Origin of the sequence: Microbacterium paludicola, assembly GCF_039529675.1 — a bacterium.
Taxonomy (GTDB): domain Bacteria; phylum Actinomycetota; class Actinomycetes; order Actinomycetales; family Microbacteriaceae; genus Microbacterium; species Microbacterium paludicola.
The window spans coordinates 1-25,484 of sequence record NZ_BAAANG010000025.1; the positions used below are offsets into that span (position 1 = coordinate 1).

Here is a 25,484-nt window from a genome sequence, read left to right on the forward strand (position 1 = left end):
TGACCGTCGCTACGTCCGCAGCGACACGGTCACCCGATCCGTACACCACGCTATTGGACGCAACCGACGGGCTGTGCCGCCCACCGGTTGCTGAGCGAGCGCCAGCGAGCCGAAGCGACCGACATGTGCTGGCCGTCATCTCGACTCGCTCCGCTCGCTCGATAACCGGGGTCGGCTGACGGGCTGTGCCGCCCATCGGTTGCTGAGCGAGCTTGCGAGCCGAAGCGACCGACCTGTGCGGGCCGTCATCTCGACTCGCTCCGCTCGCTCGATAACCGGCGGAGTGGGCACAAGGGCCTGTACCGCCCACCGGTTGCTGAGCGAGCGCCAGCGAGCCGAAGCGACCCACCCGAAGCGGCCCATCCATGCGGGCCGTCATCTCGACTCGCTCCGCTCGCTCGATAACCGGCGGGGTGGGCACAAGGGCCTGTACCGCCCACCGGTTGCTGAGCGAGCGCCAGCGAGCCGAAGCGACCGACCTGTGCGAGTCGGTCATCTCGACTCGCTCCGCTCGCTCGATAACCGGGGCGTGGGCACCGGACCTGCGCCACCCGTGTGTGCGACCAACGCAGCGCGAAGCGCTGCCGCAACGGAGCGTCAGCGACGGTGCCTCGCTCGCGAGGGCGGCCGCTTGCGGCCCCCGAGCGTGCGAGCCGCTGTTTATAAAGACGCCAGCCCGTGCTCGAACGCGAAGACGACGAGCTGCACGCGGTCGCGGAGCGCGAGCTTGGTGAGGATGCGGCTGATGTGCGTCTTGACGGTGGCCTCGCTGAGGAACTCGCGCGCGGCGATCTCCGAGTTGCTGAGCCCGCGGGCGGCGAGCGCGACGATCTCGCGCTCCCGGTCGGTGAGGTCGGCGTAGGCCGGCGGCACGGGCCGGGTTGTCTCGGTGAACTGGGCGAACAGCTCGCGGGTGGCGGACGCGGCGATCACCGACGATCCGGCGTGGACCGTGCGGATCGCGGCGAGCAGGAACTCCGGATCGGCGTCCTTCAGCAGGAACCCGGATGCGCCCTGCCGGATCGCGCGCGCGGCCGCCTCATCCAGGTCGAACGTCGTGAGCATGACGATCTTCGGCGGATCCGGCTGCGTCAGGATCTCGGCGGTCGCGGCGAGGCCGTCCATGACGGGCATCCGGATGTCCATAAGCACGACATCCGGACGGGTCGCGGCGACGACGGCGAGGGCCTCGCGCCCGTCGCCGGCTTCGCCGACGACCTCGAGGTCGGGCTGCGAGGCGACGAGCATGCGGATGCCGGCACGGAAGAGCGACTGGTCGTCTACGAGCGCGACACGGATCATCCTGCGATCCTCGCATCCGCCCGGGGCATGTCCCAGTTGACGCCCGGGGCGCTCATGCCGCGGCCCGGATCGGGATCTCGGCCCGCACGACCCACGCCGGCCCTTCGGCCCGGGCGTCGAGGCGCCCTCCGGTCAGCTGTGCGCGCTCGCGCATGCCGATCAGGCCGTGCCCGCCCGGCTCGGCCGTCCGGCCGTCGCTCCGGATGCCATTGCGCACGTGGAGATCCACGCGATCCGGATGCCACGCGAGGCCCACGTCGACCGGGCCGCCGTCGCCGTGCCGCAGGGCGTTGGTGAGCGCCTCCTGCAGGATCCGGTACACCGCGAGCTGCACGGCGGCGGGAGGCACCCCGGGAGGCGCGGGGTCGACGTCGACGCGCAGGTCGACGCCCGCCGCGCGCACCTGCGCGTAGAGCTGCTCGAGGTCGGCGAGCGTCGGCTGCGGCCCCTCGCTCTGCTGGTGCCGCAGCTGGGTGAGCAGCAGCCGCACGTCGGCGAGCGCGGCGCGGGCGGTCTGGCTGATCGTCCCGAGCGCGGCGGTCGCGGCCTCCGGATCGGCCGCCGCCGCGTAGCGCGCACCGTCCGCCTGCGCGATCACGACGGCGAGCGAGTGGGCGACCACGTCGTGCATGTCGCGGGCGATGCGGCCCCGCTCCTGCTCGGCAGACACCCGCGCCTCGGCCTCGCGCTGCGCACGCCGCGTCTCGCGCCCGCGGCCGATCGAGCGGAACAGCGCGCCGGCCGTCCACGACAGCAGCAGCGCGAACAGCGCCGCGGCGAAGGCGAGCGCTGCCGTGACCGCCGACTCCGACAGGGAGGAGATGCCGAGGCCCATCCACAGCTGCGGCACCACAACGAGGTACGTCGCGATGATCGCCGCGCCGATGAAGGCCGAGGCGAAGCCCGCCCAGAACACGAGCCGCGACCCGTAGGCCGCCGTCGCGAACAGGACGACGAAGATCGCCATGTTCGACGGGCTCGGGGGCTGACCCGTGCCGACCTGCCAGAGGGCCCCCGCCCAGGCGACGGCGAGCCCCAGCGGAGGACTCACGCGGCTGAGCATAAGCGCCGCGATCATGGCGAGCACGGTGATGATGTCGGCCGCCAGCGAGGTCGATCCAGCCGCCCGCATCGAGATGAACGCGAACGCCGTGAACAGCAGTCCGGCGACGGTGTCGATCGCCCACTGCGTCGGGGACACCTCGCGGAACAGCCCGCGAAGGCGCTGCGCCAGGGGGCCGGGTTCGGGGCTGCTGCTGTCGTCCATCCTCTTCACCGTACGGTCCGCGTCGACCGGCCACATCCGCCGACGGATGTATGCGTCCGGCCGACGGATGCACCCGGCGCCCGCCGTAGGCTGATCCGGTGGATCCCCTGCACGATGCGTCCCGCCGTCACTTCGCGTCCGACAACTACGCGGGCGCCCATCCCGAGGTGATCACCGCCCTCGCCGCCGCGAACGGCGGGCACGCGGTCTCGTACGGCGAGGATCCGTACACCGCCCGGCTGCAGCGGCAGTTCGTCGAGCTGCTGGGCGAGGGTGTCGAGGCCTTTCCCGTGTTCAACGGCACCGGCGCCAACGTGGTGGGCCTGCAGGCGATGCTGACGCGGTGGGGCGCGGTGATCACTCCCGCCGTGGCGCACATCAACACCGACGAGGGCGGGGCGCCCGAGAAGGTCGGCGGCTTCAAGCTCGTGGCGGTGCACACGCCGGATGCGAAGCTGACGCCCGACCTCATCCGCTCCGTCGCGGGCTCCCGCGGCGTGCATCAGGCGGTGCCCCAGGTGGTGTCGATCACGCAGTCGACCGAGCTCGGCACGCTGTACTCGGTCGACGAGATCGCCGCCATCGCCGACACCGCGCACGCTCTCGGGCTGACGCTGCACGTGGACGGCGCGCGGATCGCCAACGCCGCGGCCGCGCTCGGCGTGCCGCTGCGCGAGTTCACCCGCGACGCCGGCGTCGACGTCCTGAGCTTCGGCGGCACGAAGAACGGCGCAATCGGGGCCGAGGCGATCGTCGTGCTGAATCCGGATGCCGTGACCGGGATCGACTTCCTCCGCAAGTCGGCGATGCAGCTCGCCTCGAAGATGCGGTTCGTCTCGGCGCAGCTCGTCGCGCTCCTGACCGACGACCTGTGGCTGCGCAGCGGCGCACACGCGAACGCCATGGCGGCCCGCCTGCGCGCGGGCATCGAGGCGGGCCTTGCCGACGGATCCATCACCCGCGTCTCGTTCACGCAGCCGACGCAGACGAACGGCGTGTTCGCCATCCTGCCGCCGGGCGTCGCCGATCGCCTGCGCGAGGACTTCCGCTTCTACGACTGGAACGAGGCGACCGGCGAGGTCCGCTGGCTGACGAGCTGGGACACCACCGAGGCCGACGTCGACGCGTTCATCGCCGCGATCGCCGCGGCGACATCCGCGACCCCTTAACTCCGGCCCCGTCGCGGCACATCCTGCGCCGCGACGGCACAGCGCGGCCGCGACTGCCCATCCCGCACGCAGGGCAGTGACGCCGGAGAGGCACCGCCAAGACGCAGGATGTGCACTCGCCACCCGGATCAGCGCTCTCGCGGCGCGCCCGCGACACGCCCGGGATGCACGATTCCCGCCCGACTCTTGTGCGGAGAACGCTCGTTCCCCTACAGTCATGACCAGACGGAGAACGCACGTTCTCCCCAAGTCGAAGGCAGGGACATCATGGGCTACATCACCGTCGGAACCGAGAACTCCACCCCCATCGAGCTGCACTACAAGGACCAGGGCACCGGCCAGCCGGTCGTGCTGATCCACGGCTACCCCCTCGACGGCGACAGCTGGGAGAAGCAGACCCGCGAGCTGCTCGCCGCCGGCTTCCGCGTCATCACGTACGACCGCCGCGGCTTCGGCGGCTCGTCGAAGGTCGACACCGGCTACGACTACGACACCTTCGCCGCCGACCTGAACACCGTCCTCGAGACGCTCGACCTGCGCGACGTCATCCTCGTCGGCTTCTCGATGGGCACCGGCGAGCTCGCCCGCTACACCCGCCTCTACGGCACCGAGCGCGTGGCGAAGCTCGCGTTCCTCGCCTCGCTCGAGCCCTTCCTCGTCGAGCGCGACGACAACCAGGGCGCCGTGCCGCAGGAGGTGTTCGACGGGATCGTCGCCGCCGCAAAGGGCGACCGCTACGCCTGGTTCACGCAGTTCTACAACGACTTCTACAACCTCGACGAGACGCTCGGATCCCGCATCAGCGAGGAGGTCGTCCGCGCCAACTGGATCACCGCGGTCGGCAGCGCCCCCGTCGCGGCCTACGCGGTCGTCGACGCGTGGCTCGAGGACTTCCGCGAGGACGTCGCGGCGGTGCGGGATGCGGGCCTTCCCACGCTGATCCTTCACGGCACGGCCGACAACATCCTGCCGATCGACGTGACGGGCCGCCGCTTCCACGAGGCCGTCCCCGCCGCCGAGTACGTCGAGATCGAGGGCGCACCCCACGGCCTGCTGTGGACGCACGCCGACGAGGTCAACGCGGCGCTCCTGCCGTTCGTGCAGTCCTGACCCGTTCGCGAAGGACCCGACCGGATCGGAGAACCTCGGTTCTCCGATCCGGTTACGCTGTGGAGGGGAAGGTGGGAGCTGACATGAGCGATACGGATGTGCGCGAGCAGATCGTCCGGGCGGCCGACGGACTGTTCTACAGCCAGGGCATCGGCGCGGTCGGGATGGATGCCGTGCGCGATGCAGCAGGCGTGTCGCTGAAGACCATCTACAAGCAGTTCCCGTCGAAGGAGCAGCTTGTGCTCGGGGTCCTCGCTCACCGCCACCAGCTCTGGACGAGCGGAATCGACGCCGCCGTGGCGCGCGCCGACACCCCGCGCGATCGCCTGCTCGCCGTGTACGACCACCTCGCCAACTGGTTCGACGAGGACGACTTCCGCGGCTGCGGCTTCATCAACACGTTCGGCGAACTCGGCGCGACGAGCCCGGCCGTGGCGCTGGCGGTGCGCGACCACAAGCTCTCGTTCCAGGCCTACGTGGATCGGCTCGTCGCCGACGCCGGCGGGCCGGCCGAGCTCGGGCCGCAGCTGGCCATCCTCGCCGAGGGCGCGCAGACAACGGCCGCCATCCTCGGAACCTCCGAGTCGGCGGGCGTCGCCCGTCAGGCCGCGGCGACCCTCATCGACGCGGCCTTCTAGCGCAGGGCGCCGACGCTGGCCAGGGCGGTGCGGATGAGCGTGCCGCGGCCGCCCTCCATCTCCGCGGCGAGCGCCTCGGACGACGCCTCCTCCGGCGTCAGCCAGGTGACCTCGAGCGCATCCTGACGGGGCTCGCACGTGCCGGTGACGGGCACGACGTACGCGAGCGACACGGCGTGCTGGCGGTCGTCGTGGTACGGGCTCACGCCGGGGATCGGGAAGTACTCGGCGACCGTGAACGGCACGGGCGACGGCGGCAGCAGCGGGAACGCCATGGGGCCGAGGTCGTTCTCAAGGTGGCGGAACAGCGCGTCGCGCACGGTCTCGCCGTATCGCACGCGACCCGACACGATCGTGCGGCTGATCTCGCCGAGCGGCGTCGCGCGCAGCAGGATGCCCACCTGCGTGACCGCGCCGGTCCCATCCGTCCGCACGGGGACCGCCTCGACGTAGATCATCGGCAGGCGGCGCCGGATCTCGGCGAGCTCGATGTCGCTCAGCCACGCGGGGTTCGCCCCGCCCCCGGGAACGCCGCCGAAGCCGGCAGCCCCCACGGCGGAGAAGTCCGCGTCGTCGGAGGGCTGCTCTTCGGGATCCGGATCAGGTGTGCGCACGGCCATGAGTCATTTCTACCGGGCCATGCCCGATCCCTCTGCCCCGTGGAGGAACGTCGCAGGCTCGCGGCAGGATGGACGGGTGTCAGAGAACCCGATCCTCGATCCGGATGTCGTGCTCTGGTCGGACGAGCCGGCCGGCCGTCCGCTGCTTGTGCTGCTGCATGGCTACGGCGCCGACGAGCACGACCTCTTCGCGCTGACGCCGCACCTGCCGGCGGAGTTCGCGGTCGCCGCGGTGCGCGCGCCGCTCGAGCCGCCGTTCCCGACGCCCGGCCGATCCTGGTATCCGATCGAGGGGCTCGAGAGCCGCGATGCGGTGCACACAACGCGCGCCGCGCACGCGCTGCTGACGTGGCTCGACGAGGTGGCGTCCGAGGCGACGAGCATCGGGCTGCTCGGCTTCTCGCAGGGTGCGGCGGTGGCGCTGCAGGCGCTGCGGCTCGATCCCGAGCGCTTCGCGTTCGTCATCAACCTGTCGGGGTACGCCACCCCGGGCGAGCTGCCGGGCGACGCCGACCTCGCGGAGCGCCGCCCGCCGGTGTTCTGGGGGCGCGGCGCGCTCGACGAGGTGATCCCCGCGGCGCTCGTGCTGCACACGACCGACTGGCTTCCCGGTCACAGCGACCTCGTCGGCCGCATCTATCCCGAGCTGCGCCACGCGGTCTCCGAGCACGAGCTCGCCGACGTGCGCGCGTTCCTCGAGAAGCAGCTGGGTCAGCTGGGCTGACCGCCGCTCACGCGATGCGGGCCTGACGCCGCGCGGCGCGCCGCACGAGTTCGTCGGGCGCCGACAGCAGCGTCCGCCGCTCGGGCTTGGCCGCGAGCCACTCGACGAGCATCTCGGTGCGCGCGACGGCGCTCTTCCAGTACGGGCCGAGGTGGTGGCGGCTGACGTCGACCACCTCGACGCCGTCGCGGGTCGCGACCTCCGCCTTGCCGTCGTCGACCGTGACGCCGAGGTCATCCTGCGCGAGCGCGACGGCCGCCGCCCACAGCACTCCCGCGACGGCCCCGGGCCAGGGGAACCACGTCGTCGAGTACCCGAGGCGCACGTTCTCGACGTGCTCCCACGCGAACGTCGCGAGTCGCTTCTCGCCGTCGACGTGATGGATCCCGTCCTCGGCGAGCAGCAGGTGGCGGCGCGTCGGATCGCCGATCCGCACCCCCTGTTCCGTCGCATGCAGCGGGCCGAATCGCTTTCCCATGGGACCATCCTGCCCGCATGTCGGAGGTGCCCGGCAGACTGGACCGGTGGATGTGCTCGATCGGTTCGCGCCCGCGACGCGGGAGTGGTTCCGTGGCGCCTTCAAAGCGCCGACCGATGCGCAGGTGGGCGCGTGGGACGCGATCTCGCAGGGCCGCCACGCGCTTGTCGTGGCGCCGACCGGATCCGGCAAGACCCTGTCGGCGTTCCTCTGGGCGATCGACCGTGTGTTCCGCGAGAAGGATCACGCCGCCCCAGAACGCACGAAGATCCTGTACGTCTCGCCGCTGAAGGCGCTCGGCGTGGATGTCGAGCGCAACCTGCGCTCGCCCCTCGTCGGGATCTCTCAGGCGGCGCGGCGACTCGGCGAGCAGGCGCCCGAGGTGAGCGTGGGCGTGCGGTCGGGCGACACCCCCTCCACCGACCGGCAGCGGCTCGTGCGGCACCCGCCGGACATCCTGATCACGACGCCCGAGTCGCTGTACCTGATGCTCACGAGCCAGGCCCGCGAGACGCTGCGCGAGGTGCACACGGTCATCGTCGACGAGGTGCACGCGGTCGCCGCGACCAAGCGCGGCGCGCACCTGGCCGTGAGTCTCGAGCGCCTCGACGACCTGCTCGAGAAGCCCGCGCAGCGCATCGGCCTGTCGGCCACCGTGCGGCCCATCGACGAGGTCGCCCGGTTCCTGGGCGGCACGGCACCGGTCGACATCGTCGCCCCGCGCGCGTCGAAGACGTTCGAGCTTCGCGTGACGGTGCCGATCGCCGACATGCAGAACCCGCCTCCCGCGGCCGGCGCCACCCCCGCGGCCGAGACGGGCGACGACGGCGAGTGGTTCCAGCCCGAAGCCACCGAGATGACCGGATCGATCTGGCCGCATGTCGAGGAGGCGATCGTCGATCGCATCCTTGCGCACCGGTCGACCATCGTGTTCGCGAACTCGCGGCGCCTCGCCGAGCGGCTGACCGCGCGGCTGAACGAGATCTACAGCGAGCGGCTCGGGCTCGATCTGCCGGAGCCCGCCGTTCCCGCGGCGATGATGGCGCAGGCGGGGTCCACGGCGGGGGCGGATCCCGTGCTCGCGAAGGCGCACCACGGCTCGGTGTCGAAGGAGCAGCGGGCGATCGTCGAGGAGCAGCTGAAGTCGGGCGAGCTGCGCTGCGTCGTGGCGACCAGCAGCCTCGAGCTCGGCATCGACATGGGCGCGGTCGACCTGGTGATCCAGGTCGAGGCTCCGCCCAGCGCGGCGAGCGGCCTGCAGCGCGTCGGCCGCGCCGGGCACCAGGTCGGCGAGATCTCGAAGGCGGCGCTGTTCCCCAAGCACCGCAGCGACGTCCTCCACACCGCGATCGTCACCGAGCGGATGCTCGCCGGCCAGATCGAGTCGATCGCCGTGCCGCAGAACCCGCTCGACATCCTCGCCCAGCAGACGGTCGCGGCGACCGCGCTCGGATCCATCGAGGTCGAGCACTGGTTCGAGACCGTGCGCCGCAGCGCGCCGTTCCGCTCCCTGCCGCGCAGTGCGTACGAGGCGACCCTCGACCTGCTGGCGGGCCGCTATCCGTCCGACGAGTTCGCCGAGCTGCGCCCGCGCCTCGTCTGGGATCGCGATGCCGGCACGATCGAGGGGCGACCGGGCGCGCAGCGGCTCGCGGTCACCAGCGGCGGCACGATCCCCGACCGCGGGCTGTTCGGCGTCTTCATCGCCGGCGAGACCCGCAACGCCCGCGTCGGCGAGCTCGACGAGGAGATGGTCTACGAGTCGCGCGTGAACGACGTCTTCACGCTCGGCACCACCAGCTGGAAGATCGTCGAGATCACGCACGACCGCGTCAACGTGGTGCCGGCGTTCGGCCAGCCGGGCAAGGTGCCGTTCTGGCACGGCGACGGCCTCGGCCGTCCCGCCGAGCTCGGAGAGGCCCTCGGCAGGTTCGCGCGCGAGCTGAGCTCGACCGCGCCCGAGAAGGCCGAGCAACGGCTGATCGAGGCGGGCCTGGATGAGTTCGCGCGCCAGAACCTGCTCGGCTATCTCGCCGAGCAGAAGGAGGCGACGGGCACCCTTCCCACCGACCGCACGCTCACTGTCGAGCGCGGGCGGGACGAGGTCGGCGACTGGCGCATCATCCTGCATTCCCCGTACGGCATGCACGTGCACTCGCCGTGGGCGCTGGCGGTCAACGCCCGCATCCGCGAGCGCCTCGGCGTCGAGGGATCGGCGGTCGCGAGCGACGACGGCATCATCGCCCGCATCCCCGACGCCGAGTCGGAGCCGCCGGGCGCCGAGCTGTTCGTGTTCGATCCGGATGAGCTCGAGCGGATCGTCACCGACGAGGTCGGCGGATCGGCGCTGTTCGCCTCACGGTTCCGCGAGTGCGCCGCGCGCGCCCTGCTCATGCCGCGGCAGAACCCCGGCAAGCGCAGCCCGCTGTGGCAGCAGCGGCAGCGCTCGGCACAGCTGCTGGAGGTCGCACGCCGGCATCCGACCTTCCCGATCATCCTCGAGACGCTGCGCGAGGTGCTGCAGGACGTCTACGACCTCCCCGCGCTGCTGCGCATCGTCCGCAGCATCGGCGAGCGGCGCATCCGGCTCGTCGAGACCGAGCCCTCGCAGCCATCGCCCTACGCGCGCGACCTGCTGTTCGGATACGTCGGTGCGTTCATGTACGAGGGCGACTCGCCCCTCGCCGAGCGTCGCGCCGCGGCCCTGTCGGTCGATCCGTCGCTGCTTTCCGAGCTGCTCGGCAAGGTCGAGATGCGCGAGCTGCTCGACCCCGACGTCATCGCGCAGTTCGAGGCCGAGGCCCAGCGTCTCGCCCCGGATCGCCGCGCCCGCGGCGTCGAGGGCGTGGCCGACCTGCTGCGCGTGCTCGGCCCGCTGTCGGTCGACGAGGTGGCGGAGCGGCTGGAGCCGTCCTCGGGAGTCGAGCGAGGGAGGGACGACCGAGTCGACACGGCCGAAACCGCCGAGGCCTCCACCCCCGGAGACGGTTCCACCGTTTCGACTCGCTCCGCTCGCTCAACGAGCGAGGGGTACCTCGAGGCCCTGGTCGACGCACGCCGTGCGATCCCCGTGAACGTCGCGGGCACTCAGCGGTACGCCGCGATCGAGGACGCGGGGCGGCTGCGCGACGCGCTCGGTGCCGCCCTGCCGGTCGGTGTGCCCGTCGCCTTCCTCGAGCCGCTTCCCGATCCGCTGGGCGACGTCGTCTCGCGCTACGCCCGCACGCACGGCCCGTTCACGACCGCCGCGGTCGCCGAGCGGCTCGGCATCGGCCCGGCCGTCGCTCGCCATGCGCTGCAGCGCCTCGAGGGCCAGGGGCGCCTCGTCAGCGGGTTCTTCCTCGCCGACGCGGGAGTGTCCGACGAGCCGGAGTGGTGCGACGCCGAGGCGCTGCGGCGCATCCGGATGCGTTCGCTCGCGGCGCTGCGGGGAAGCGTCGAACCCGTCTCCCCCGACGCCTACGCGCGGTTCCTTCCCGACTGGCAGCACATCACGCGTCCGCTCGAGGGCATCGACGGCGTGCTGGCGGCGATCGACCAGCTCGCCGGCGTGCCGATCCCCGCGAGCGCCTGGGAGTCGCTCGTGCTGCCCTCCCGCGTGCGCGATTACACCCCGGCGATGCTCGACGAGCTGACGGCGACCGGCGAGGTGGTCTGGTCGGGGCACGGATCGCTGCCCGGCCGCGACGGCTGGATCGCCCTTCACCCGGCGGATGGGGCGCCGCTCACGATCGCGCCGTCCGACATCGAGGTCGCGCCCGACTCGCTCGAGGCGCGCCTCGTGCGCGCCCTCGCCGGGGGCGGGGCGTACTTCGCCGCGCAGCTGCGCGAGCTGGCGCAGGGCGAGACCGAGATCGGCACCGTCGAGGCGCTGTGGAACCTTGTCTGGGCCGGGCGCGTGACGAACGACACGTTCGCGCCGGTCCGGTCGCTCCTCGGTGCCGGATCGCAGGCGCACCGCTCCGCGCGACGCACGCCCCGCGCACGCCTGTACCGCGGCGCCTCGCTCTCGCGGCCGAGCTTCGGCGGCACCTCCCCGACCCCGCCGCGCCCCCAGGCCTCGGGCGGACGCTGGTCGCTGCTCCCCGACGCGGAACCCGACGCCGCCGTGCGGCACACGGCGACCGCGTCGCTGCTGCTCGACCGCTACGGCGTCGTCACGCGCGGGGCCGTGCAGAACGAGGGCGTCCCCGGCGGGTTCGCCCAGGCGTACCGCGTGCTGGCGAGCCTCGAGCAGGCGGGGCACTGCCGCCGCGGCTACCTGATCGAGAAGCTCGGCGCCGCGCAGTTCGCCACCTCCCCCACCATCGACCGGCTGCGGCAGTTCTCGGCCCTGCCCGATCCGGTTCCCCTGCGCGCAGTCACGCTCGCTGCGACGGATCCGGCGAACCCGTACGGTGCCGCGCTCGCCTGGCCGGCGCTCGACGCGGTCAAGCACCGCCCCGGCCGCAAGGCCGGCGGCCTCGTCGTGCTCGTCGACGGCGCGCTCGTGCTGTACCTCGAGCGCGGCGGACGCACCGCCCTCGCGTTCACCGACGACGAGCAGGTGCTGACCGCGGCGGCCGCCGACCTCGCCCGCACCGCCCGCGAGCGGCGCCTCGAGACCCTCACGGTCGAGCAGGTCAACGGCGAGTTCGTCTACGGCACCGCGGTCGGCCGGGCGCTGCGCGAGGCCGGCTTCGTCGAGTCGACGAAGGGCCTCACGTTCCGCAAGGCGACCGCCGGGTCCGCGGCGATCGGCGGGCGACGTGCCTGAGGGCGACACCGTCCACCGGGCGGCGCGGCGGCTGCACGGGGCGCTCGCCGGCCACGAGGTGACGCGCTTCGAGGTGCGGGTGCCCGGCAGCGCCAACGCCGATGTCACGGGGCAGGTGGTGCGCGAGGTCGTCGCCCGCGGCAAGCACCTGCTTCACCGGTTCGACGAGCTGACGCTTCACTCGCACCTCAAGATGGAGGGCGAGTGGCGCGTGTACCGCGCCGGCGAGCGCTGGCGGAAGCCCGCCTACAAGGCCCGAGCGGTGGTCGGCACGCGCGCGTGGGAGACGGTCGGGTTCGAGCTCGCAATGGTCGAGGTGCTCCCCACGCGTGACGAGGCGAGGGTCGTGGGCCATCTCGGTCCCGATCCACTGTCGGACGACTGGGATCCGGCGGAGGCCGCGCGCCGCGTCTCATCCGATCCGCGCGCGATCCACGTCGCCATCCAGGATCAGCGCCACGTCGCCGGCTTCGGCAACGAGTACGCGAGCGAGCTGCTGTTCCTGCGCGGCGTGCACCCCGAGCGCCCGGCGACCAAGGTGGATGTCGCCGCGCTGCTGGATCTGGGGGTGCGGACGATCCGGCGCAACGTCGAGCTGCCCGTGCGGATCTTCACCGGCGACAGCCGCCGCGGGCAGGGCCGCTGGGTCTATGGGCGCGAGCACCGCCCGTGCCGTCGCTGCGGCACGCCCATCCGGCGATCGGCGCTCGGCGCGGATCCGACGAAGGAGCGCGTCGTCTACTGGTGCCCGCGCTGCCAGCCCGCCTGACGCGCTGCCGGCGGAACCGCCTCAGCCGAGGTCGATCTCCACGAAGTGCTCGACGACCGGGAACGGGTCGTAGAACGAGTGCAGCAGCCGCTTCCACTCGAGGTACTCGGGCGAGCCGCGGAAGCCCTCCTCGTGATCGGCGATCGAGTCCCACTCGACGAGCAGCAGGTAGGTGCTCGGCGACTCGGCCGACCGCGAGAGCGAGATCGACCGGAAGCCCGGCTGGCCGGCGATGAGCGGACGCGCCGTGCGGAACGCCGCCTCGAAGTCGTCCTCGCGCCCCGGGCGGACGGGCAGCAGCGCGTGCTCGGTGATCACGCGTCCATCCTGGCATCCGCTGTGTCGGGCTCGAGGACGCGACGCCCGTTTCCGACGGCGGCTGATCGACCCCGCACAGGCTGGGCCGCCCCGGCACAGGCTCGCGCGCCCCAGGCCTTCACTCGCGTCACAGCGAGCCTGTACGCGGGCGCGCTCGCGGCGACCTCGCGCACCGGGGAGGGGTGCCCGGCCCGCGGTCTGTGGCGCCGCGGCATTGCGGGTAGCGTCGAGGCGGGGGGCCGCGCGCACACGCGGGATGGCCCGATTCATCACACGAAAGAGGAGCCATCATGCGCATCCGCAGCAGCAAGCTCATGCTCACCGCCGTCGGAACCGCCGTGCTGACGCTCGGCCTCGCCGGCTGCAGCGCCGGCCAGTCGGTCGCCGACGCGTGCAAGCTCGTGACCGACGGCACCGCCGAGGTCCAGACCACCGCGAACGAGCTGATGACCGGCGCGACCAGCGGCGACACCGCGGCGATCGAAGAGGGCATCGCGACGATCTCGGCGAAGCTCGACGAGATCGGCGGCACGATCACGAACGACGAGGTCAAGCCCGTCTTCGACGACTTCTCCACCGCCTACGCCGGCCTGACCGACCAGATCACCGCGATCAGCGAGATCGACCCGGCGACCGCCGACGCCGAGACCGTCCAGGGCGCGCTCGACGACATGGAGACCGCGACCACGGCGCTGACCGACGCTCAGGCCGAGCTCACCACGGTCTGCACCGCCTGACCCGCAGATCGACGGCAGCGGCGTCGCCGCGGGTGGACACCCGCGCGGCGCCGCTTCGTCGTGTCAGCGGCCGATGTAGCGCCCCTCGCGGTGATTCATCGCGAGGACGACGCTCATCACCACGGCACCGGCGGCGCTCAGGAGCACCGTGGGCCAGGGCAGCACGAGCAGCGAGAAGAGCACAACGAGCACGTCGAGCGTCATCTGGGTCCAGCCGGCGCGGAAGCCGGTGCGCTCCTGCAGCAGAAGCGCGACGATGTTCACGCCGCCGACGCTCGCACCGTGGCGGAACAGGATGAGCAGGCCGACGCCCGCGAGCAGGTTGCCGGCGAAGACGCCGTAGATCGGGTCGAGGTCGTGCATCGGCAGCAGCTGCGCGTTCACGACGGTGAGGCCGGCGACCCCGGCGATGCAGATGCACGTCAGGATCGTGAACCGCACGCCCTTCTTCCACAGGGCGAGCACGGCGAACGGCAGGTTGACGAGCGTGAAGATCAGCCAGAACGGCAGCTCGGTCGCCTGGTCGAGCAGCAGCGCGAGGCCCGCGGTTCCGCCCGTGACTGCGCCGGCGGCCTTCAGCAGCGACAGGCCGAGCGCCGCGACGAAGGTGCCGACGACGATCCCCTGCACGTCCTCGGCCACGGAGTGCCGGGTCTGCTCCCAGTCGAAGACGAGGGATCGTTCGGCGGTGTCGTTCGTCACTCCTCAACGATACGAGAACCGGATGGACCTTTCCTGAAGCACTCTGCTCATCCGATCACGAAACACGCCCGACATCTGGTGCCCCGATCCCGGGAATACTGCTCCTCACCGGGCCGTTGTCGATATTGTCCGGCCTCAACCGGGGCCGCGGAAAGGCATCGTGGGCAAGAACTACGTCGACATCGAGAACGAGCACGGCGAGACACTGCGTTATCGCAAGCACGTGAACGGGCGCGGCCTGGTCGCGCACGGATCGAAGGTGCATCCGGATGCGCGCGTCGAGGTGGGCGCATACGTCGAACCCGGCGCGCAGGTCGCCGCCGGCGCGACGGTGGCGCGCGGCGCGTGGATCGAATCGGATGCTCTGATCGGACCGGGCGCGTACATCGACGCGAACGCGCACGTCGGCCCGAAGGCCGCGATCGGGGCGCGCGCCCACATCGGCGTGCGCACGCGCGTGGGCGCCGGAGCCCGTGTCGCCAAGGACTCGAAGATCGGCGACGACGAGGCGATCCCGCCGGGCGGCACCGTGGTCACGGACGCCCGCGGCGCCCTCCACCTCGCCGCGTAGCTGTCGCTCACGCCGCCTGTCGCTCCGCTCCTTCGAGAGCGTGAGCTGACGGCGCACGAGCGCCTGCACGCTCGCTTCGCTCGCACGGACCACAACCACAGACGCCCAGGCCTCCCGCCTGGGCATCGTGCAGCATGCCGCCGCAATCAGCCGGCCAACGCCCGCTGACCACGACACAACGGCCGATCCCCCACGAGAACCCCACCTTCGCTGTCCCGCACGGCTCAGCGAAGGCGGAGGGGTGCCCTTCGCCGGCGTATCGGGGTGTCCGTCTCAGCGATCCGCTCTGCGGGTCGCTCAGACGGACGGGGCCCCGCTGACGCCGACGAAGGGCGCCCCGCAGCCGAAGCGGACCCCCCCTACCGAAGCCCCTCAGCCACAGCAGCAGTGACTTCGAGCCACGCTTCGCGCGACTCGTCCGACAGCGCCTCGAAGTCGATCACGTCGCCGCGGTCGAGGGCGGTGTCGAACGGCACCGAGACGACCTTGCGCGTGAGCTGGCCCATATGGGCGATCAGGCGGCGCTCGAGGTCGGGGTAGCTCGTCGGCGACGGGTGGCTCATCACGGTGACGGCGTTTCGCAGCTTCGCCTCGTGCCCGTGGGCGACCAGCGTGTCGGCCATGGAGGCGAGCGTGCGGGCGCTGTCCTCCTTGACGATCGTGGTGAGCACGAGCACGTCGGCCTCGGCGACGGCCGACTGCCAGGTGCCGGCCTTCGAGTTGTTGCCGGTGTCGACGATGATGACGCGGTACGAGCGGCTCAGCGTCTCGTGCAGCAGCCCGAACGCCTCCTCGTCGATCACGTCGCTGTCGCCGTCGAGGCTCTGCGAGGCGAGCACGTCGAACTTGTTCTCGCCCTGGGCGCGCACGAAGTCGATGAGGTCGGCCGAGCTGAGCTCGCCGGTGCCGACCGACTGGACGTGGTCGAGCAGGTCGATCGCCGTGTGGTCGTGGTCGGGCGACGGCAGCGAGCGGATGCCGAGCGTGCCCTTGAACTCGTTGTTGTCCCAGGCGAGGACGCTGCCGCCGCGGACGCGGCCGAGGGTGGCGCCGAGCAGGTACGTCGTCGTGGTCTTGCCGACGCCGCCCTTCTCGCCGATGACGGCGATGGTCTTCGTGCCGGAGAACGCGCGCTGGATCGCTTCGCGGCGGTCGCGCTTCGCCTGCTCGGCCTTGCCGGGCTTGAGGCGGAAGCCGAGCTTGTTGACGCCGCCGCGGAAGCCCTCCGTGGCGGGCACGGGCGTGACCGGCTTGGCGGTCTCGGCGAAGTCACGCGCGGTGAGCAGGCGGGCCTCGCGGCGGGTCAGTGCGTCGCCCGTGGGCTCGCCGGGGCGCGACGCGCGGGCCGCGGGGGCCGGCGCGGCAGGCATGGCCGGGGCGGGCGCGGGGGCAGCGGGCGCCGGACGAGCGGGAGCCGCAGGCGCCGGAGCGGCCGGCGCGGCGGCCGCGCGAGCGGGCGCCGCAGGAGCAGGGGCCGCAGGAGCAGGAGCCGCGGGCGCGGGCGCAGCAGGCGCGGGAGCCGACTTGGGCACGCTGGTCACGATCTCGTCCGGGGCGGGGGCCGGAGCCGCGGGGGCCGGAGCAATGGCGGCCGGAGCAATGGCGGCCGGAGCAGCCGAGGCGGGCGGGGCCGGCGTCTCGATTCCCTCTTCGACCGATCCATCCGGTGCGACGATGAGCATCCGGACGCCGTCGCTTCCGCTGGCGGCGACGCGCACGGGGCGGCCGTATTCCATGGCGACCTCGACGACCATCGCCAGCACCGCCTTGCGCGCGCCCGCGGCGTCACGGGCCTTGATCGGTCGGGTGGATCCGTCGACGGTCACCGCGCCGGTGCCGTCCTCGTTCGTCACCGCCGAGATGCGGGGCCGGTCGGGGATGTCTTCGCGATCGGTCACGGTGTCTCCTTGCATGGATGTCGGCTGGTCGATCGTCCACGATCGCCGGTGCCGGTGGAACTCGGTTCAACCGTACCTGCGCGCGCACCCGAGCTCTGCGCGCAGAACGGGGCCGTCCGCCTCGCGGCGCGGCCCCGTCCCGGTCAGCGGATCAGGCGCCGGCCGGAGTCTCCGGCACGACGGACGCGGCCTGCGGCTGGTCGCCGTCGAAGACGTCCTTGACCTTGTCCGTGACGTCGGCGGCGACATCCTGGACCTTCTCGGTCGCGTCCGCGGCGAACTCCTTGACGTTCTCGGTCGCGTCCGCGGCGAACTCCTTGACGTTCTCGGTCGCGTCCGCGGCGAACTCCTTGACGTTGTCGACGGCCTCGGCGGCGACGTCCTTCGCGTTCTCGAACGCGTCCTTCGCCCAGTCAGCGATGCCCATGGTGATCCCTCCCGATCAGTGGTGGAGCGCGGCGCTCCCTGCGGAAACCTTAGCCATCGGCACACCCGAACGGCGGGCTTCCGGGAGGGGAGGATTACCCGCCCGAAGTCGCGTAATAATCTGGCGCCATGGCTCACACCGGACGCGGCGGCGCACGACGCACCGGCACCCGTCAGCGCGCGCCCCGGAAGCAGGCCGCCCCGAAGCGGGATCGGGCCCCTCGGGAGCAGCCTCCGGCGCCCGAACCGCCGCGCACCTTCCGCCTCGGAGTGGTGCCGGGAGCGACGCCCGGCAAGTGGATCGACCGCTGGCGTGAGCGCCTTCCCCACGTGACGCTCGAGCTCGTCCCCCTCGAGGTCGCGACCCAGCGCGTGCCCATCGATGCCGGCGACGTGGACGCGGCGCTCATCCGGCTGCCGATCGACACGCACGACCTGCATGTCATCCGCCTGTACGACGAGACAGCGGTGGTCGTCGCATCGATCGACTCCGCGCTCACGGCGGCCGAGGAGCTGGATCCGGATGACCTCGCCGGCGAGATCGTGATCGTCCCGCGCGACGACGTGCTCGGGCCGATCCCGCTGCCGGGCACCGAGGCTCCGCGCTCCGACCCGCTTGAGACCACCGCCGACGCGATCGCCACGGTCGCCGCCGGCGTGGGAATCGTGGTCGTGCCGATGTCGCTGGCGCGGCTCCATCACCGTCGCGACGTCACGTACCGCCCGCTGCGCGGCGCGCCCGCATCGACCGTCGCGCTCGCGTGGCACGCCGACCGCACGACCCCCGACGTCGACGCATTCGTCGGCATCGTGCGCGGCCGCACGTCGAACTCCTCCCGCTGACCCGGGAGGCCTGCGCCGCAAAGGTGCGGCGAATGCATCCGTGGCGGTACTCAGAGATGCACATGCCGCACCTTTGTCGGGTGCCGCGTCCTAGCCGGTACGCAAAGGTGCGGCGAACGCATGGTCTCCGGCGCTGAGACATGCACACGCCGCACCTTTGCGTCGCGCCCGGGGCGCCGCGCTCAGCCCCCGAGGCGGGTGCGGGCGCGCGCGACCCGCTGCACGATGGCGAGTTCCGCCCCGCGGAGGTCGCGGGCCGTGAAGCGCAGGATCGTCCAGCCCGCCTCCGCCAGGCGCTCAAGCCGGCGCACGTCCTTCTCGAACTGCACCTGCGTGCGGTGCCCGGACCCGTCGTACTCGATCCCGATCCGCAGTTCGGGGCAGGCGAGGTCGAGCGTGGCGATCCACTGCCCCGCGTCATACACGTCGTGATCCTGCGCCGGCTCGGGCAGACCCCCGTCGACGAGGATCAGCCGCAGGGCCGACTCCTTCGGCGAGGAGGATCCGGTGCGAGCGCGCGCGAGCGCTGCCCGCAGCTTCGCGGCCCCGCGCCGCACGCCGATCGCCGCCGCGAGCTGGTCGCGCGTCGCGTACGCGCTCCGGTCCGGGGCCTTGAATCCCCCGGGATGGCGCGGGATCCGGATCAGGTGATCCGCCGCGATGACGAGATCGCGCTCTGACAGCTCCGAGCCCAGCGATGCCCACGTCGCAGGGCCCGCCACCACCGGCAGTCCCTCGGCAGTCGCAAGGGGCGCGAGCTCTGCGCCGATCCTGATCCCGCGGATCCCCGGACGGCGTACAGGCGTGCGCGGCGCGTGCACCCCGACGACGAGCGGGCGCGGCTTGCGAGGTGCGGTGAGAGGCGCGTCGGGGGCGACGGGCTCCCAATAGTGCTCCGGGGGCAGCGGGATCCCCTGGACCACGGCGGACGTGATCCCCGCGAAGAACGCGTGCGACGTCATCACCTGCGCGTACTCGCGCGCGAGCCTCAGCACCCTGGCGCGCTCCCGCGCGGCTTCCGGTTCATCGCCCGGCCCGGGTTCGGCATCCTCTGCGCGCCGCCGCGCTCCGCGGAAGGTGGATCCGAGATCCGCACCGCTCAGCCGCCCACGCCCGACGCCGTGCGCGCGAGCGCGCGCGACCGAGAACACGGGACCGAGCTCCTCCGGCAGGTTCGTATGCCTCATCCCGCCACCCTGCCCCGCCTCGGCGGCCTGCCTTCCGATCTGTCCACAGGCACGCGGCCCGCTGCCGATTTCAAAGGTGCGGCGAATGCATGCCTCGCCGCGTTCAAAGGTGCACTCGCCGCACCTTTAATGAGCCCGGCGCCTGGACCCGGACGCAGAGGTGCGGCGATCGCACCTCAACGCCGGCCGCGAGGTGCACACGCCGCACCTTTGCACGCGGCACCCGGCGCTACGCGCCGCCGGGAGGGTCGAGCAGCAGGTCGATGCGCTCCGACAGGTATGAGGCCAGGGGCATCAAAGCGCCGCCGGGCGCCCAGCGGATCAGCGGCGCGGGCCCGTCGAGCACAAGCGGGCCGTCCGCCGGGAGGTCGAGGTCGAGGCGCCGCCAGCCGATGTGCACCGTCTCCCCCGGGTCGAAGCCGCCGCGCACGGCCATCGCCCGCAGCTCGGCCCGACGCCGCGCCGATTCCGCCGCGTAGCCGCGGCGCCCGGGGTCGACGGCGCGCAGCACCTCGCCCTCCTCGAACACCGCGTCGTCTCCGATGAGCAGCACACCGACGCGCCAGACGGATCCGGCGCGCACGATCCGCGGGCCGGATCCGAGCAGCGCGCGGAGGCGGCCGGGTTCGACGATCTCTCCGAGCGCCTCGCGCGGCGCGCCCGCGAGGCGGGATCGCGCGTCGGCGAGGAGAGCCCGGATGTCGTCCGTCACCCGCTCAACGGTACGCGGAGCAGCTCCGAAAGAAGTTCGGTATTCAGTGTTGCCAAGTACCGGTACTCAGTGATACTTTCTACCGGTAGTCAACATCACTGAGTAGAAGGAGGGAGATCGACATGGGAAATCAGATGACCGAGATGCTCAAGGGCACGCTCGAGGGCATCGTCCTGGCGATCCTGGCCGAACGATCCGCGTACGGCTACGAGATCACCGCCGAGCTCCGCGACCGCGGGTTCTCCGACATCGCGGAGGGCACGATCTACGCCCTCCTCGTGCGCATCGAGCAGAAGGGCCTGGTCGGCGTCGAGAAGGTGCCGTCCGAGAAGGGCCCGCCCCGCAAGGTGTTCTCGCTCAACGCCGCAGGACGCGCGCAGCTCGCCGAGTTCTGGGAGACCTGGAGCGCCCTGGCCGGCCGCATCGAGCAGCTGCCCCACCCCACCACCGACGACACGAACAACAAGTGAGGAACCGACATGGCACTCAAGTGGATCGAGATCCTCACCGGATCGCTCGAGCAGAAGAAGCAGTACAAGCAGAACGTCGCCCGCATGGAGGCGCTGCCGGCGCCCTACGCCGCGGCGGCGAAGGCGATGCACCGGTACTTCCTGTACCAGGGCGGCGTCGAGGACGGCGACACGATGGTCCGGATGCTCGGCGACCTCGTCGACATGTGGGAGCGGGCCGCCGTCGACGGCACGCCGGTGGCCGACATCGTCGGCGACGACCCCGTCGACTTCGCCGAGACCTTCACGCTCGCCTACGGCGGGAAGCGATGGATCGACAAGGAGCGCGCCCGCCTGCAGAAGGCGATGGACGACGCAGCGAAGGAGCAGGGATCATGACCACCGCGACCATCGAACCCGCCATCCGGGTGCAGGGAGTGAAGAAGTCCTTCAAGAACCTGAACGTCCTGCGCGGCGTCGACTTCGACGTGCAGCCCGGCACGATCTTCGCGCTGCTCGGATCGAACGGCGCCGGCAAGACGACGCTCGTGCGCATCCTCTCGACGCTGCTGAAGGCCGACGGCGGCACCGCGACCGTCAGCGGTTTCGACGTCGCCGCCCAGCCCGGCCAGGTGCGCGAGACGATCAGCCTCACCGGGCAGTTCGCCGCGGTCGACGAGGTGCTCACCGGCCGCGAGAACCTCGTGCTCATCGCTCAGCTGCGCCACCTCAAGAACCCCGGCGCGGTCGCGGACGAGCTGCTCGCCCGGTTCTCGCTGACCGAGGCCGGTGGCCGCAAGGCGGGCACCTACTCCGGCGGCATGCGTCGGCGACTCGACATCGCGATGAGCCTGATCGGCAACCCGTCGATCATCTTCCTCGACGAGCCCACCACCGGTCTCGACCCCCAGGCGCGCATCGAGGTGTGGGACACCGTGAAGCAGCTCGCCCAGGGCGGCACCACCGTGCTGCTGACCACGCAGTACCTCGACGAGGCGGAGCAGCTCGCCGACCGGATCGCGATCCTGCACAAGGGGACGATCATCCAGAACGGCACCCTCGCCGAGCTCAAGAAGCTGCTGCCGTCCGGCGGCGAGCCCGTGCTCGTCGAGAAGGAGCCGTCGCTCGAGGACGTCTTCCTCGCCCTCGTCGGGGAGCCCGCCGAGACCGACGCCGCCGAGGCGGCAACGACACGAAAGGCAAGCCGATGACAACCCTCGCCCTCGCCGACACCGGCGTCCTCACCGGCCGCTCCCTGCGGCACATCCTGCGCAGTCCCGACACGATCATCACGACGGCGGTCACGCCCATCGCGCTGATGCTGCTGTTCGTGTACGTGTTCGGCGGCGCGATCAACACGGGAACAGACCAGTCGTACCTCGACTTCATGCTCCCGGGCATCCTGCTCATCACGGTGGCGTCGGGCATCGCCTACACGGCGTACCGGCTCTTCCTCGACATGCAGAGCGGCCTGTTCGAGCGGTTCCAGTCGATGCCGATCTCACGCTCGAGCGTGCTGTGGGCCCACGTGCTCACCTCGCTCGTCGCGAACCTCATCGCCGTGGCCCTGGTGATCGGCGTCGCGCTGCTGATGTGCTTCCGGACGGGCGCCGGTCCGCTCGCCTGGCTCGCCGTGATCGGCATCCTGACGCTGTTCACGCTGGCGCTGACCTGGATCGCCGTGATCGCCGGCCTGTCGGCGAAGACCGTCGACGGGGCGAGCGCGTTCAGCTACCCGCTGATCTTCCTGCCGTTCATCAGCTCCGCGTTCGCGCCGACCGACTCGATGCCGGGCCCGGTGGCCTGGTTCGCCGAGCACCAGCCGGTGACGTCGATCGTGAACACCATCCGCGCGCTGTTCTCGCAGCAGCCCGTCGGCGGTGAGATCTGGATCGCGCTCGCCTGGATGGTCGGCATCCTGATCGCGGCGTACATCGGGGCGATCCTGATCTACCGCACGAAGATCCGCTGAGTTTGGTCCCGCACCATTGCTCGTTGAGCGAGGAGCGAAGCGACGAGTCGAAACGGCCCGGACCCTGACGGCGTAACGCCGCAGGAAGTCCGGGCCGTTTCGACTCGCTTCGCTCGCTCAACGAGCAGGGGGCACTACTTCCACACAGAACCAGCGATCTCCACGACCTCGCGGATCTTCGCCCACTGCTCGTCCTCGGTGAGGACGTTGCCCTCCTCCGTCGACGCGAAGCCGCACTGGGGGCTGAGCGCCAGCTGCTCGAGCGGGGCGAAGGTCGCGGCCTCGTCGATGCGGCGCTTGACCGCGTCGACGTCCTCGAGGGCGCCGCTCTTGGTGGTGACGAGGCCGAGCACAACCGTCTGCTCGCCCTTCGGCAGGAAGCGCAGCGGCTCGAACCCGCCCGAGCGGTCGTCGTCGAACTCGAGGAAGAAGCCGTCGTAGGCGACGCCGAACAGCTGCTCGGCGATCGGCTCGTAGCCGCCCGAGGAGATCCAGGTCGAGCGGAAGTTGCCGCGACAGATGTGCGTCGTCACGGTGAGGTCGTCGGGCTTTCCCTCGAGCACGCGGTTGAGGATCGACGCGTACCGCTCGCCGAGTCCCTCGGTCTGGATGCCGCGCTCGGTGCGGGCCCGCTCCAGCTCCACGTCGCTGCACAGGTACGCCCACGCGGTGTCGTCGAACTGCAGGTAGCGACCCCCGGCGTCGTAGAACGCGCGCACCGCGCCCCGGTACGCCTCGACGAGGTCGTCGACGTACTCGTCGCGGCTGCCGTAGCCGCCGACGATGTTCTGCGGCTCGACGCGGAAGTCGAGCACCGTGGGCGAGGGGATCGTCGCCTTCGCCTGCACGCCCGCCGCTTCGGCCAGCGGCAGCAGCGCGCGGAAGTGGTCGACGTGCGGGTGCTCGCCGAAGCCGATGCGGCCGTTGACCTGCACCGCCTTCTGGCGCGTCTGCACTCCCTGGAACGGCAGGCCGTGGTCGGTGTCGACGATCGACACGCCCTCGAGGCCGTCGAAGAAGTCGAAGTGCCACCACGATCGGCGGAACTCGCCGTCGGTGGCCAGAGCCAGGCCGCTGTCGGCCTGCTTTCGCACGAGCCCGGCGATCTGCGCGTCCTCGACCTCCCGCAGGTCGGTCGCGTCGATGCGGCCCTCGGCGAAGTCGGCGCGTGCGGCCTTGAGGATCTCCGGACGGAGGAAGGAGCCGACGATGTCGGCGCGGTACGGGGGGTTCACGGTCACGGGCGCCAGCCTAGCCGCGGCCCGGTGACCGCCGAAGGGCCGATGTCACACCGCGTTATCCCCGCCGATCGTGGCGACGATCCGGCGCACACTCCCGCCCATTGGGTGTGCCCGGGGCGTATGTGTCAGCCTGTCGCCAGTTATTTTGCGCACGAAAGGTTCCCGGATATCCTCCAGCCATGGGCATCCTTCACTACGGCACCGACTCCACCCCCATCCATATCGCGGATCGCGCACTTGCTCACCTCAAGGTGGTCGTCGTCGCCAAGCTGCGCCGCCAGGAGAGCTTCACCGTCTCGTGGCAGCACCACGCAGAGGACGGCCAGGGCCGCAGCACGATCTGGCTTCACCCGTCGATTCCGGTGCGCTTCGAGTTCGATGAGCCGGTCACGCCCGAGCTCAACCGCGAGTGGATCGAGGAGCTCGCGCACTCCGCCAACGCCCTGGGCGGCATCACGCTCGTCTCCGAGCACGTCGAGTCGTCGGAGGACCGCGGCCAGCAGGTCGAAGAGCCCGCCGCCTGAGCCTGTCCGGCACGAAGAAGTCCCCCTCCACCGCAGCGGAGGGGGACTTCTCCTGCGTCCGGGGTCGTCAGGCGTTCTCGGCCGGCGGCGCCTGCGCGGGGTCCGGCGGCCCCGGCATGACGGTGAGGCCGTTCGGCCCGCTCGCCGCCTTCATGAGCTCATCCAGCCAGGCGCGGTTGATGCGCGGCGCACGCCCACCCGAGAAGTGGAACTGCAGCGGAATCGACGGGTGCAGCCAGAAGCTGCGCCGCCCGATGCCGTCGCCCAGCTTGGTGTCGTACATAAACGGCTCGCCGCGGCGCAGCTTGTTCATCACCACGATGCGCAGATGCGCCAGCGTCCGGTCATCGATGTCGACGGAGTCGGCCGCCGCGCCATAAATGAATCGCCCCACGGTGGCGACGATACCCGAGTCGCGCCACCGTGGAGCACGCCCAGCCCACTCAGAGAGGCGGGCGCCGGACGATCCGATCAAACTGGTGCCGATATCCCCACATATCGACCAGATTGATCTCGATCGTCCCCTTCGCCTCGCGGCGCATCACAGGTCAGGCGACGTCTCCTGCCGTCCGTGGACCTCGCCGCGCCAGTCTCCGGTCTCGATGCCGCGCTCCTCGATGAACTTCTTGAAACGCTGCAGGTCCATCTTCGCCTGCGCGTCGTCGATGCCGACTGCGGCACCCACCTTCTCGATGAAGCCCTCCGGCTCCCACTCCATGCGCAGCTTCACGCGGGTCTGCCCGTCGTGGGGCTCGAACTCGACGCGGCCTGCATGCAGCGCACCGTCCGTGCTCTGCCAAGCGACGTGGCTGTCCGGAACCTGATCCACGATGTCGGCGTAGAAGTCCTCTTCCTTTCCCGCGATGCTGACGGTCCAGTGCGTGCGGACGTCGTCGATCTGCTGCACCGACTTCACTGCGCCCAGATACTCGGGGAACGACTCGAACTGCGTCCACTGGTTGTAGACGGTGGAAACCGGTGCATCCACATCGATCTCAGCGGTCACGGTCGTGGTCATGAGGTCCTCCTCGTCGTCGTTCTCGGCTTGTGTACTTCGACGCTAGGTCGGCA

27 protein-coding genes are annotated in these 25,484 nt (G+C 71.4%); 14 read left to right on the forward strand and 13 right to left on the reverse strand.

The window, feature by feature from the left end:
* Positions 1–660: 660 nt before the first annotated feature.
* The gene (locus tag ABD161_RS11805; protein WP_344003056.1) at positions 661–1,302 is read right to left on the reverse strand and encodes a response regulator; all 642 of its coding nucleotides are present in this window, start codon (positions 1,300–1,302) and stop codon (positions 661–663) included.
* 52 nt (positions 1,303–1,354) lie between these two features.
* On the reverse strand, positions 1,355–2,569 hold the full coding sequence (locus ABD161_RS11810) for a sensor histidine kinase (RefSeq protein WP_344003059.1): 1,215 nt from the start codon (positions 2,567–2,569) through the stop codon (positions 1,355–1,357).
* Positions 2,570–2,667: 98 nt separating this feature from the next.
* On the opposite strand from ABD161_RS11810, the gene ABD161_RS11815 reads away from it, so the two are divergent.
* The 3 genes from ABD161_RS11815 to ABD161_RS11825 all read left to right on the forward strand — a co-directional run bounded on the left by ABD161_RS11815 (position 2,668) and on the right by ABD161_RS11825 (position 5,486).
* A complete protein-coding gene (locus ABD161_RS11815; protein ID WP_344003062.1) occupies positions 2,668–3,738 on the forward strand; it encodes a threonine aldolase family protein in 1,071 nt (356 codons plus the stop codon).
* 267 nt (positions 3,739–4,005) lie between these two features.
* Positions 4,006–4,848 carry an alpha/beta fold hydrolase gene (locus ABD161_RS11820; protein WP_344003065.1) on the forward strand — a complete coding sequence of 281 codons (843 nt, stop codon included), beginning with the start codon at positions 4,006–4,008 and terminating at the stop codon, positions 4,846–4,848.
* A gap of 83 nt (positions 4,849–4,931) precedes the next feature.
* On the forward strand, positions 4,932–5,486 hold the full coding sequence (locus tag ABD161_RS11825; RefSeq protein WP_344003068.1) for a TetR/AcrR family transcriptional regulator: 555 nt from the start codon (positions 4,932–4,934) through the stop codon (positions 5,484–5,486).
* Here ABD161_RS11825 and ABD161_RS11830 read toward each other — a convergent pair.
* Positions 5,483–6,106, reverse strand: coding sequence for an NUDIX hydrolase family protein (locus ABD161_RS11830; protein WP_344003071.1), 624 nt, complete (start codon positions 6,104–6,106; stop codon positions 5,483–5,485). The two genes, ABD161_RS11825 and ABD161_RS11830, sit on opposite strands and share 4 nt — an antisense overlap.
* A gap of 76 nt (positions 6,107–6,182) precedes the next feature.
* Here ABD161_RS11830 and ABD161_RS11835 point away from each other — a divergent pair, with 76 nt between their 5' ends.
* Positions 6,183–6,830 carry an alpha/beta hydrolase gene (locus tag ABD161_RS11835; RefSeq protein WP_344003074.1) on the forward strand — a complete coding sequence of 216 codons (648 nt, stop codon included), beginning with the start codon at positions 6,183–6,185 and terminating at the stop codon, positions 6,828–6,830.
* A 7-nt stretch (positions 6,831–6,837) separates the two neighbouring features.
* Here the strand turns inward: ABD161_RS11835 and ABD161_RS11840 are convergent, their stop codons facing one another.
* A complete protein-coding gene (locus tag ABD161_RS11840; protein ID WP_344003077.1) occupies positions 6,838–7,308 on the reverse strand; it encodes a hypothetical protein in 471 nt (156 codons plus the stop codon).
* Between ABD161_RS11840 and ABD161_RS11845 the strand changes: the two genes are divergently transcribed.
* On the forward strand, positions 7,307–12,064 hold the full coding sequence (locus tag ABD161_RS11845; protein WP_425560890.1) for an Lhr family ATP-dependent helicase: 4,758 nt from the start codon (positions 7,307–7,309) through the stop codon (positions 12,062–12,064). The genes ABD161_RS11840 and ABD161_RS11845 overlap by 2 nt on opposite strands.
* Positions 12,057–12,833: a DNA-formamidopyrimidine glycosylase family protein gene (locus ABD161_RS11850; protein ID WP_344003083.1), complete on the forward strand. Its 777-nt coding sequence runs from the start codon at positions 12,057–12,059 to the stop codon at positions 12,831–12,833. The genes ABD161_RS11845 and ABD161_RS11850 overlap by 8 nt, the downstream gene beginning before the upstream one ends.
* Positions 12,834–12,854: 21 nt before the next feature.
* Here the strand turns inward: ABD161_RS11850 and ABD161_RS11855 are convergent, their stop codons facing one another.
* Entirely contained in the window at positions 12,855–13,151 is a 297-nt protein-coding gene (locus ABD161_RS11855) for an antibiotic biosynthesis monooxygenase family protein (RefSeq protein WP_344003086.1), read from the reverse strand.
* A gap of 290 nt (positions 13,152–13,441) precedes the next feature.
* Here ABD161_RS11855 and ABD161_RS11860 point away from each other — a divergent pair, with 290 nt between their 5' ends.
* The gene (locus ABD161_RS11860; RefSeq protein WP_344003089.1) at positions 13,442–13,888 is read left to right on the forward strand and encodes a hypothetical protein; all 447 of its coding nucleotides are present in this window, start codon (positions 13,442–13,444) and stop codon (positions 13,886–13,888) included.
* 63 nt (positions 13,889–13,951) lie between these two features.
* Here ABD161_RS11860 and ABD161_RS11865 read toward each other — a convergent pair whose 3' ends face one another.
* On the reverse strand, positions 13,952–14,590 hold the full coding sequence (locus ABD161_RS11865; protein WP_135114374.1) for a YitT family protein: 639 nt from the start codon (positions 14,588–14,590) through the stop codon (positions 13,952–13,954).
* Positions 14,591–14,750: 160 nt separating this feature from the next.
* On the opposite strand from ABD161_RS11865, the gene ABD161_RS11870 reads away from it, so the two are divergent.
* Positions 14,751–15,161 carry a transferase gene (locus tag ABD161_RS11870; RefSeq protein ID WP_135114373.1) on the forward strand — a complete coding sequence of 137 codons (411 nt, stop codon included), beginning with the start codon at positions 14,751–14,753 and terminating at the stop codon, positions 15,159–15,161.
* Between the two features lie 359 nt (positions 15,162–15,520).
* Here the strand turns inward: ABD161_RS11870 and ABD161_RS11875 are convergent, their stop codons facing one another.
* Both ABD161_RS11875 and ABD161_RS11880 read right to left on the reverse strand, forming a co-directional pair.
* The gene (locus ABD161_RS11875; protein ID WP_344003095.1) at positions 15,521–17,059 is read right to left on the reverse strand and encodes a MinD/ParA family ATP-binding protein; all 1,539 of its coding nucleotides are present in this window, start codon (positions 17,057–17,059) and stop codon (positions 15,521–15,523) included.
* A gap of 151 nt (positions 17,060–17,210) precedes the next feature.
* Positions 17,211–17,486: a hypothetical protein gene (locus ABD161_RS11880; protein WP_135114371.1), complete on the reverse strand. Its 276-nt coding sequence runs from the start codon at positions 17,484–17,486 to the stop codon at positions 17,211–17,213.
* Between the two features lie 128 nt (positions 17,487–17,614).
* On the opposite strand from ABD161_RS11880, the gene ABD161_RS11885 reads away from it, so the two are divergent.
* A complete protein-coding gene (locus tag ABD161_RS11885; RefSeq protein ID WP_344003098.1) occupies positions 17,615–18,328 on the forward strand; it encodes a LysR substrate-binding domain-containing protein in 714 nt (237 codons plus the stop codon).
* Between the two features lie 182 nt (positions 18,329–18,510).
* Here the strand turns inward: ABD161_RS11885 and ABD161_RS11890 are convergent, their stop codons facing one another.
* Positions 18,511–19,515, reverse strand: a complete 1,005-nt coding sequence (locus tag ABD161_RS11890; protein ID WP_344003101.1) for an endonuclease domain-containing protein — start codon at positions 19,513–19,515, stop codon at positions 18,511–18,513.
* Positions 19,516–19,744: 229 nt separating this feature from the next.
* The gene (locus tag ABD161_RS11895; protein ID WP_344003104.1) at positions 19,745–20,227 is read right to left on the reverse strand and encodes a glutaminase; all 483 of its coding nucleotides are present in this window, start codon (positions 20,225–20,227) and stop codon (positions 19,745–19,747) included.
* 122 nt (positions 20,228–20,349) lie between these two features.
* On the opposite strand from ABD161_RS11895, the gene ABD161_RS11900 reads away from it, so the two are divergent.
* From ABD161_RS11900 to ABD161_RS11915, 4 genes are read left to right on the forward strand one after another with little or no spacing between them, the layout of a single operon-like run.
* The gene (locus ABD161_RS11900) at positions 20,350–20,697 is read left to right on the forward strand and encodes a PadR family transcriptional regulator (RefSeq protein ID WP_344003107.1); all 348 of its coding nucleotides are present in this window, start codon (positions 20,350–20,352) and stop codon (positions 20,695–20,697) included.
* A 9-nt stretch (positions 20,698–20,706) separates the two neighbouring features.
* Positions 20,707–21,075: a DUF1048 domain-containing protein gene (locus tag ABD161_RS11905; protein WP_344003110.1), complete on the forward strand. Its 369-nt coding sequence runs from the start codon at positions 20,707–20,709 to the stop codon at positions 21,073–21,075.
* Positions 21,072–21,887: an ABC transporter ATP-binding protein gene (locus ABD161_RS11910; protein ID WP_344003113.1), complete on the forward strand. Its 816-nt coding sequence runs from the start codon at positions 21,072–21,074 to the stop codon at positions 21,885–21,887. Before ABD161_RS11905 ends, ABD161_RS11910 begins: the two co-directional genes overlap by 4 nt.
* A complete protein-coding gene (locus ABD161_RS11915) occupies positions 21,884–22,648 on the forward strand; it encodes an ABC transporter permease (RefSeq protein ID WP_344003116.1) in 765 nt (254 codons plus the stop codon). The genes ABD161_RS11910 and ABD161_RS11915 overlap by 4 nt, the downstream gene beginning before the upstream one ends.
* A 134-nt stretch (positions 22,649–22,782) precedes the next feature.
* On the opposite strand, the gene ABD161_RS11920 is transcribed toward ABD161_RS11915, so the two are convergent.
* A complete protein-coding gene (locus tag ABD161_RS11920) occupies positions 22,783–23,889 on the reverse strand; it encodes a 5-methyltetrahydropteroyltriglutamate--homocysteine S-methyltransferase (RefSeq protein WP_344003119.1) in 1,107 nt (368 codons plus the stop codon).
* Positions 23,890–24,068: 179 nt separating this feature from the next.
* On the opposite strand from ABD161_RS11920, the gene ABD161_RS11925 reads away from it, so the two are divergent.
* Positions 24,069–24,413 carry a DUF7882 family protein gene (locus tag ABD161_RS11925; RefSeq protein ID WP_135114364.1) on the forward strand — a complete coding sequence of 115 codons (345 nt, stop codon included), beginning with the start codon at positions 24,069–24,071 and terminating at the stop codon, positions 24,411–24,413.
* Between the two features lie 67 nt (positions 24,414–24,480).
* Here the strand turns inward: ABD161_RS11925 and ABD161_RS11930 are convergent, their stop codons facing one another.
* Together ABD161_RS11930 and ABD161_RS11935 are read right to left on the reverse strand one after the other, a co-directional pair.
* On the reverse strand, positions 24,481–24,807 hold the full coding sequence (locus ABD161_RS11930) for a DUF7882 family protein (RefSeq protein WP_344003122.1): 327 nt from the start codon (positions 24,805–24,807) through the stop codon (positions 24,481–24,483).
* Between the two features lie 147 nt (positions 24,808–24,954).
* On the reverse strand, positions 24,955–25,431 hold the full coding sequence (locus ABD161_RS11935; protein WP_344003125.1) for an SRPBCC family protein: 477 nt from the start codon (positions 25,429–25,431) through the stop codon (positions 24,955–24,957).
* Positions 25,432–25,484: the final 53 nt, after the last annotated feature.

What these genes read in the sequence shown, in the direction of transcription:
- ABD161_RS11805 (WP_344003056.1), bottom strand. Translation starts at nt 1,302, where the DNA reads ATGATCCGTGTCGCGCTCGTAGACGACCAGTCGCTCTTCCGTGCCGGC.
- ABD161_RS11810 (WP_344003059.1), bottom strand. Translation starts at nt 2,569, where the DNA reads ATGGACGACAGCAGCAGCCCCGAACCCGGCCCCCTGGCGCAGCGCCTT.
- ABD161_RS11820 (WP_344003065.1), top strand. Translation starts at nt 4,006, where the DNA reads ATGGGCTACATCACCGTCGGAACCGAGAACTCCACCCCCATCGAGCTG.
- ABD161_RS11825 (WP_344003068.1), top strand. Translation starts at nt 4,932, where the DNA reads ATGAGCGATACGGATGTGCGCGAGCAGATCGTCCGGGCGGCCGACGGA.
- ABD161_RS11830 (WP_344003071.1), bottom strand. Translation starts at nt 6,106, where the DNA reads ATGGCCGTGCGCACACCTGATCCGGATCCCGAAGAGCAGCCCTCCGAC.
- ABD161_RS11845 (WP_425560890.1), top strand. Translation starts at nt 7,307, where the DNA reads ATGGGACCATCCTGCCCGCATGTCGGAGGTGCCCGGCAGACTGGACCG.
- ABD161_RS11840 (WP_344003077.1), bottom strand. Translation starts at nt 7,308, where the DNA reads ATGGGAAAGCGATTCGGCCCGCTGCATGCGACGGAACAGGGGGTGCGG.
- ABD161_RS11860 (WP_344003089.1), top strand. Translation starts at nt 13,442, where the DNA reads ATGCGCATCCGCAGCAGCAAGCTCATGCTCACCGCCGTCGGAACCGCC.
- ABD161_RS11880 (WP_135114371.1), bottom strand. Translation starts at nt 17,486, where the DNA reads ATGGGCATCGCTGACTGGGCGAAGGACGCGTTCGAGAACGCGAAGGAC.
- ABD161_RS11885 (WP_344003098.1), top strand. Translation starts at nt 17,615, where the DNA reads ATGGCTCACACCGGACGCGGCGGCGCACGACGCACCGGCACCCGTCAG.
- ABD161_RS11890 (WP_344003101.1), bottom strand. Translation starts at nt 19,515, where the DNA reads ATGAGGCATACGAACCTGCCGGAGGAGCTCGGTCCCGTGTTCTCGGTC.
- ABD161_RS11900 (WP_344003107.1), top strand. Translation starts at nt 20,350, where the DNA reads ATGGGAAATCAGATGACCGAGATGCTCAAGGGCACGCTCGAGGGCATC.
- ABD161_RS11905 (WP_344003110.1), top strand. Translation starts at nt 20,707, where the DNA reads ATGGCACTCAAGTGGATCGAGATCCTCACCGGATCGCTCGAGCAGAAG.
- ABD161_RS11910 (WP_344003113.1), top strand. Translation starts at nt 21,072, where the DNA reads ATGACCACCGCGACCATCGAACCCGCCATCCGGGTGCAGGGAGTGAAG.
- ABD161_RS11915 (WP_344003116.1), top strand. Translation starts at nt 21,884, where the DNA reads ATGACAACCCTCGCCCTCGCCGACACCGGCGTCCTCACCGGCCGCTCC.
- ABD161_RS11925 (WP_135114364.1), top strand. Translation starts at nt 24,069, where the DNA reads ATGGGCATCCTTCACTACGGCACCGACTCCACCCCCATCCATATCGCG.
- ABD161_RS11935 (WP_344003125.1), bottom strand. Translation starts at nt 25,431, where the DNA reads ATGACCACGACCGTGACCGCTGAGATCGATGTGGATGCACCGGTTTCC.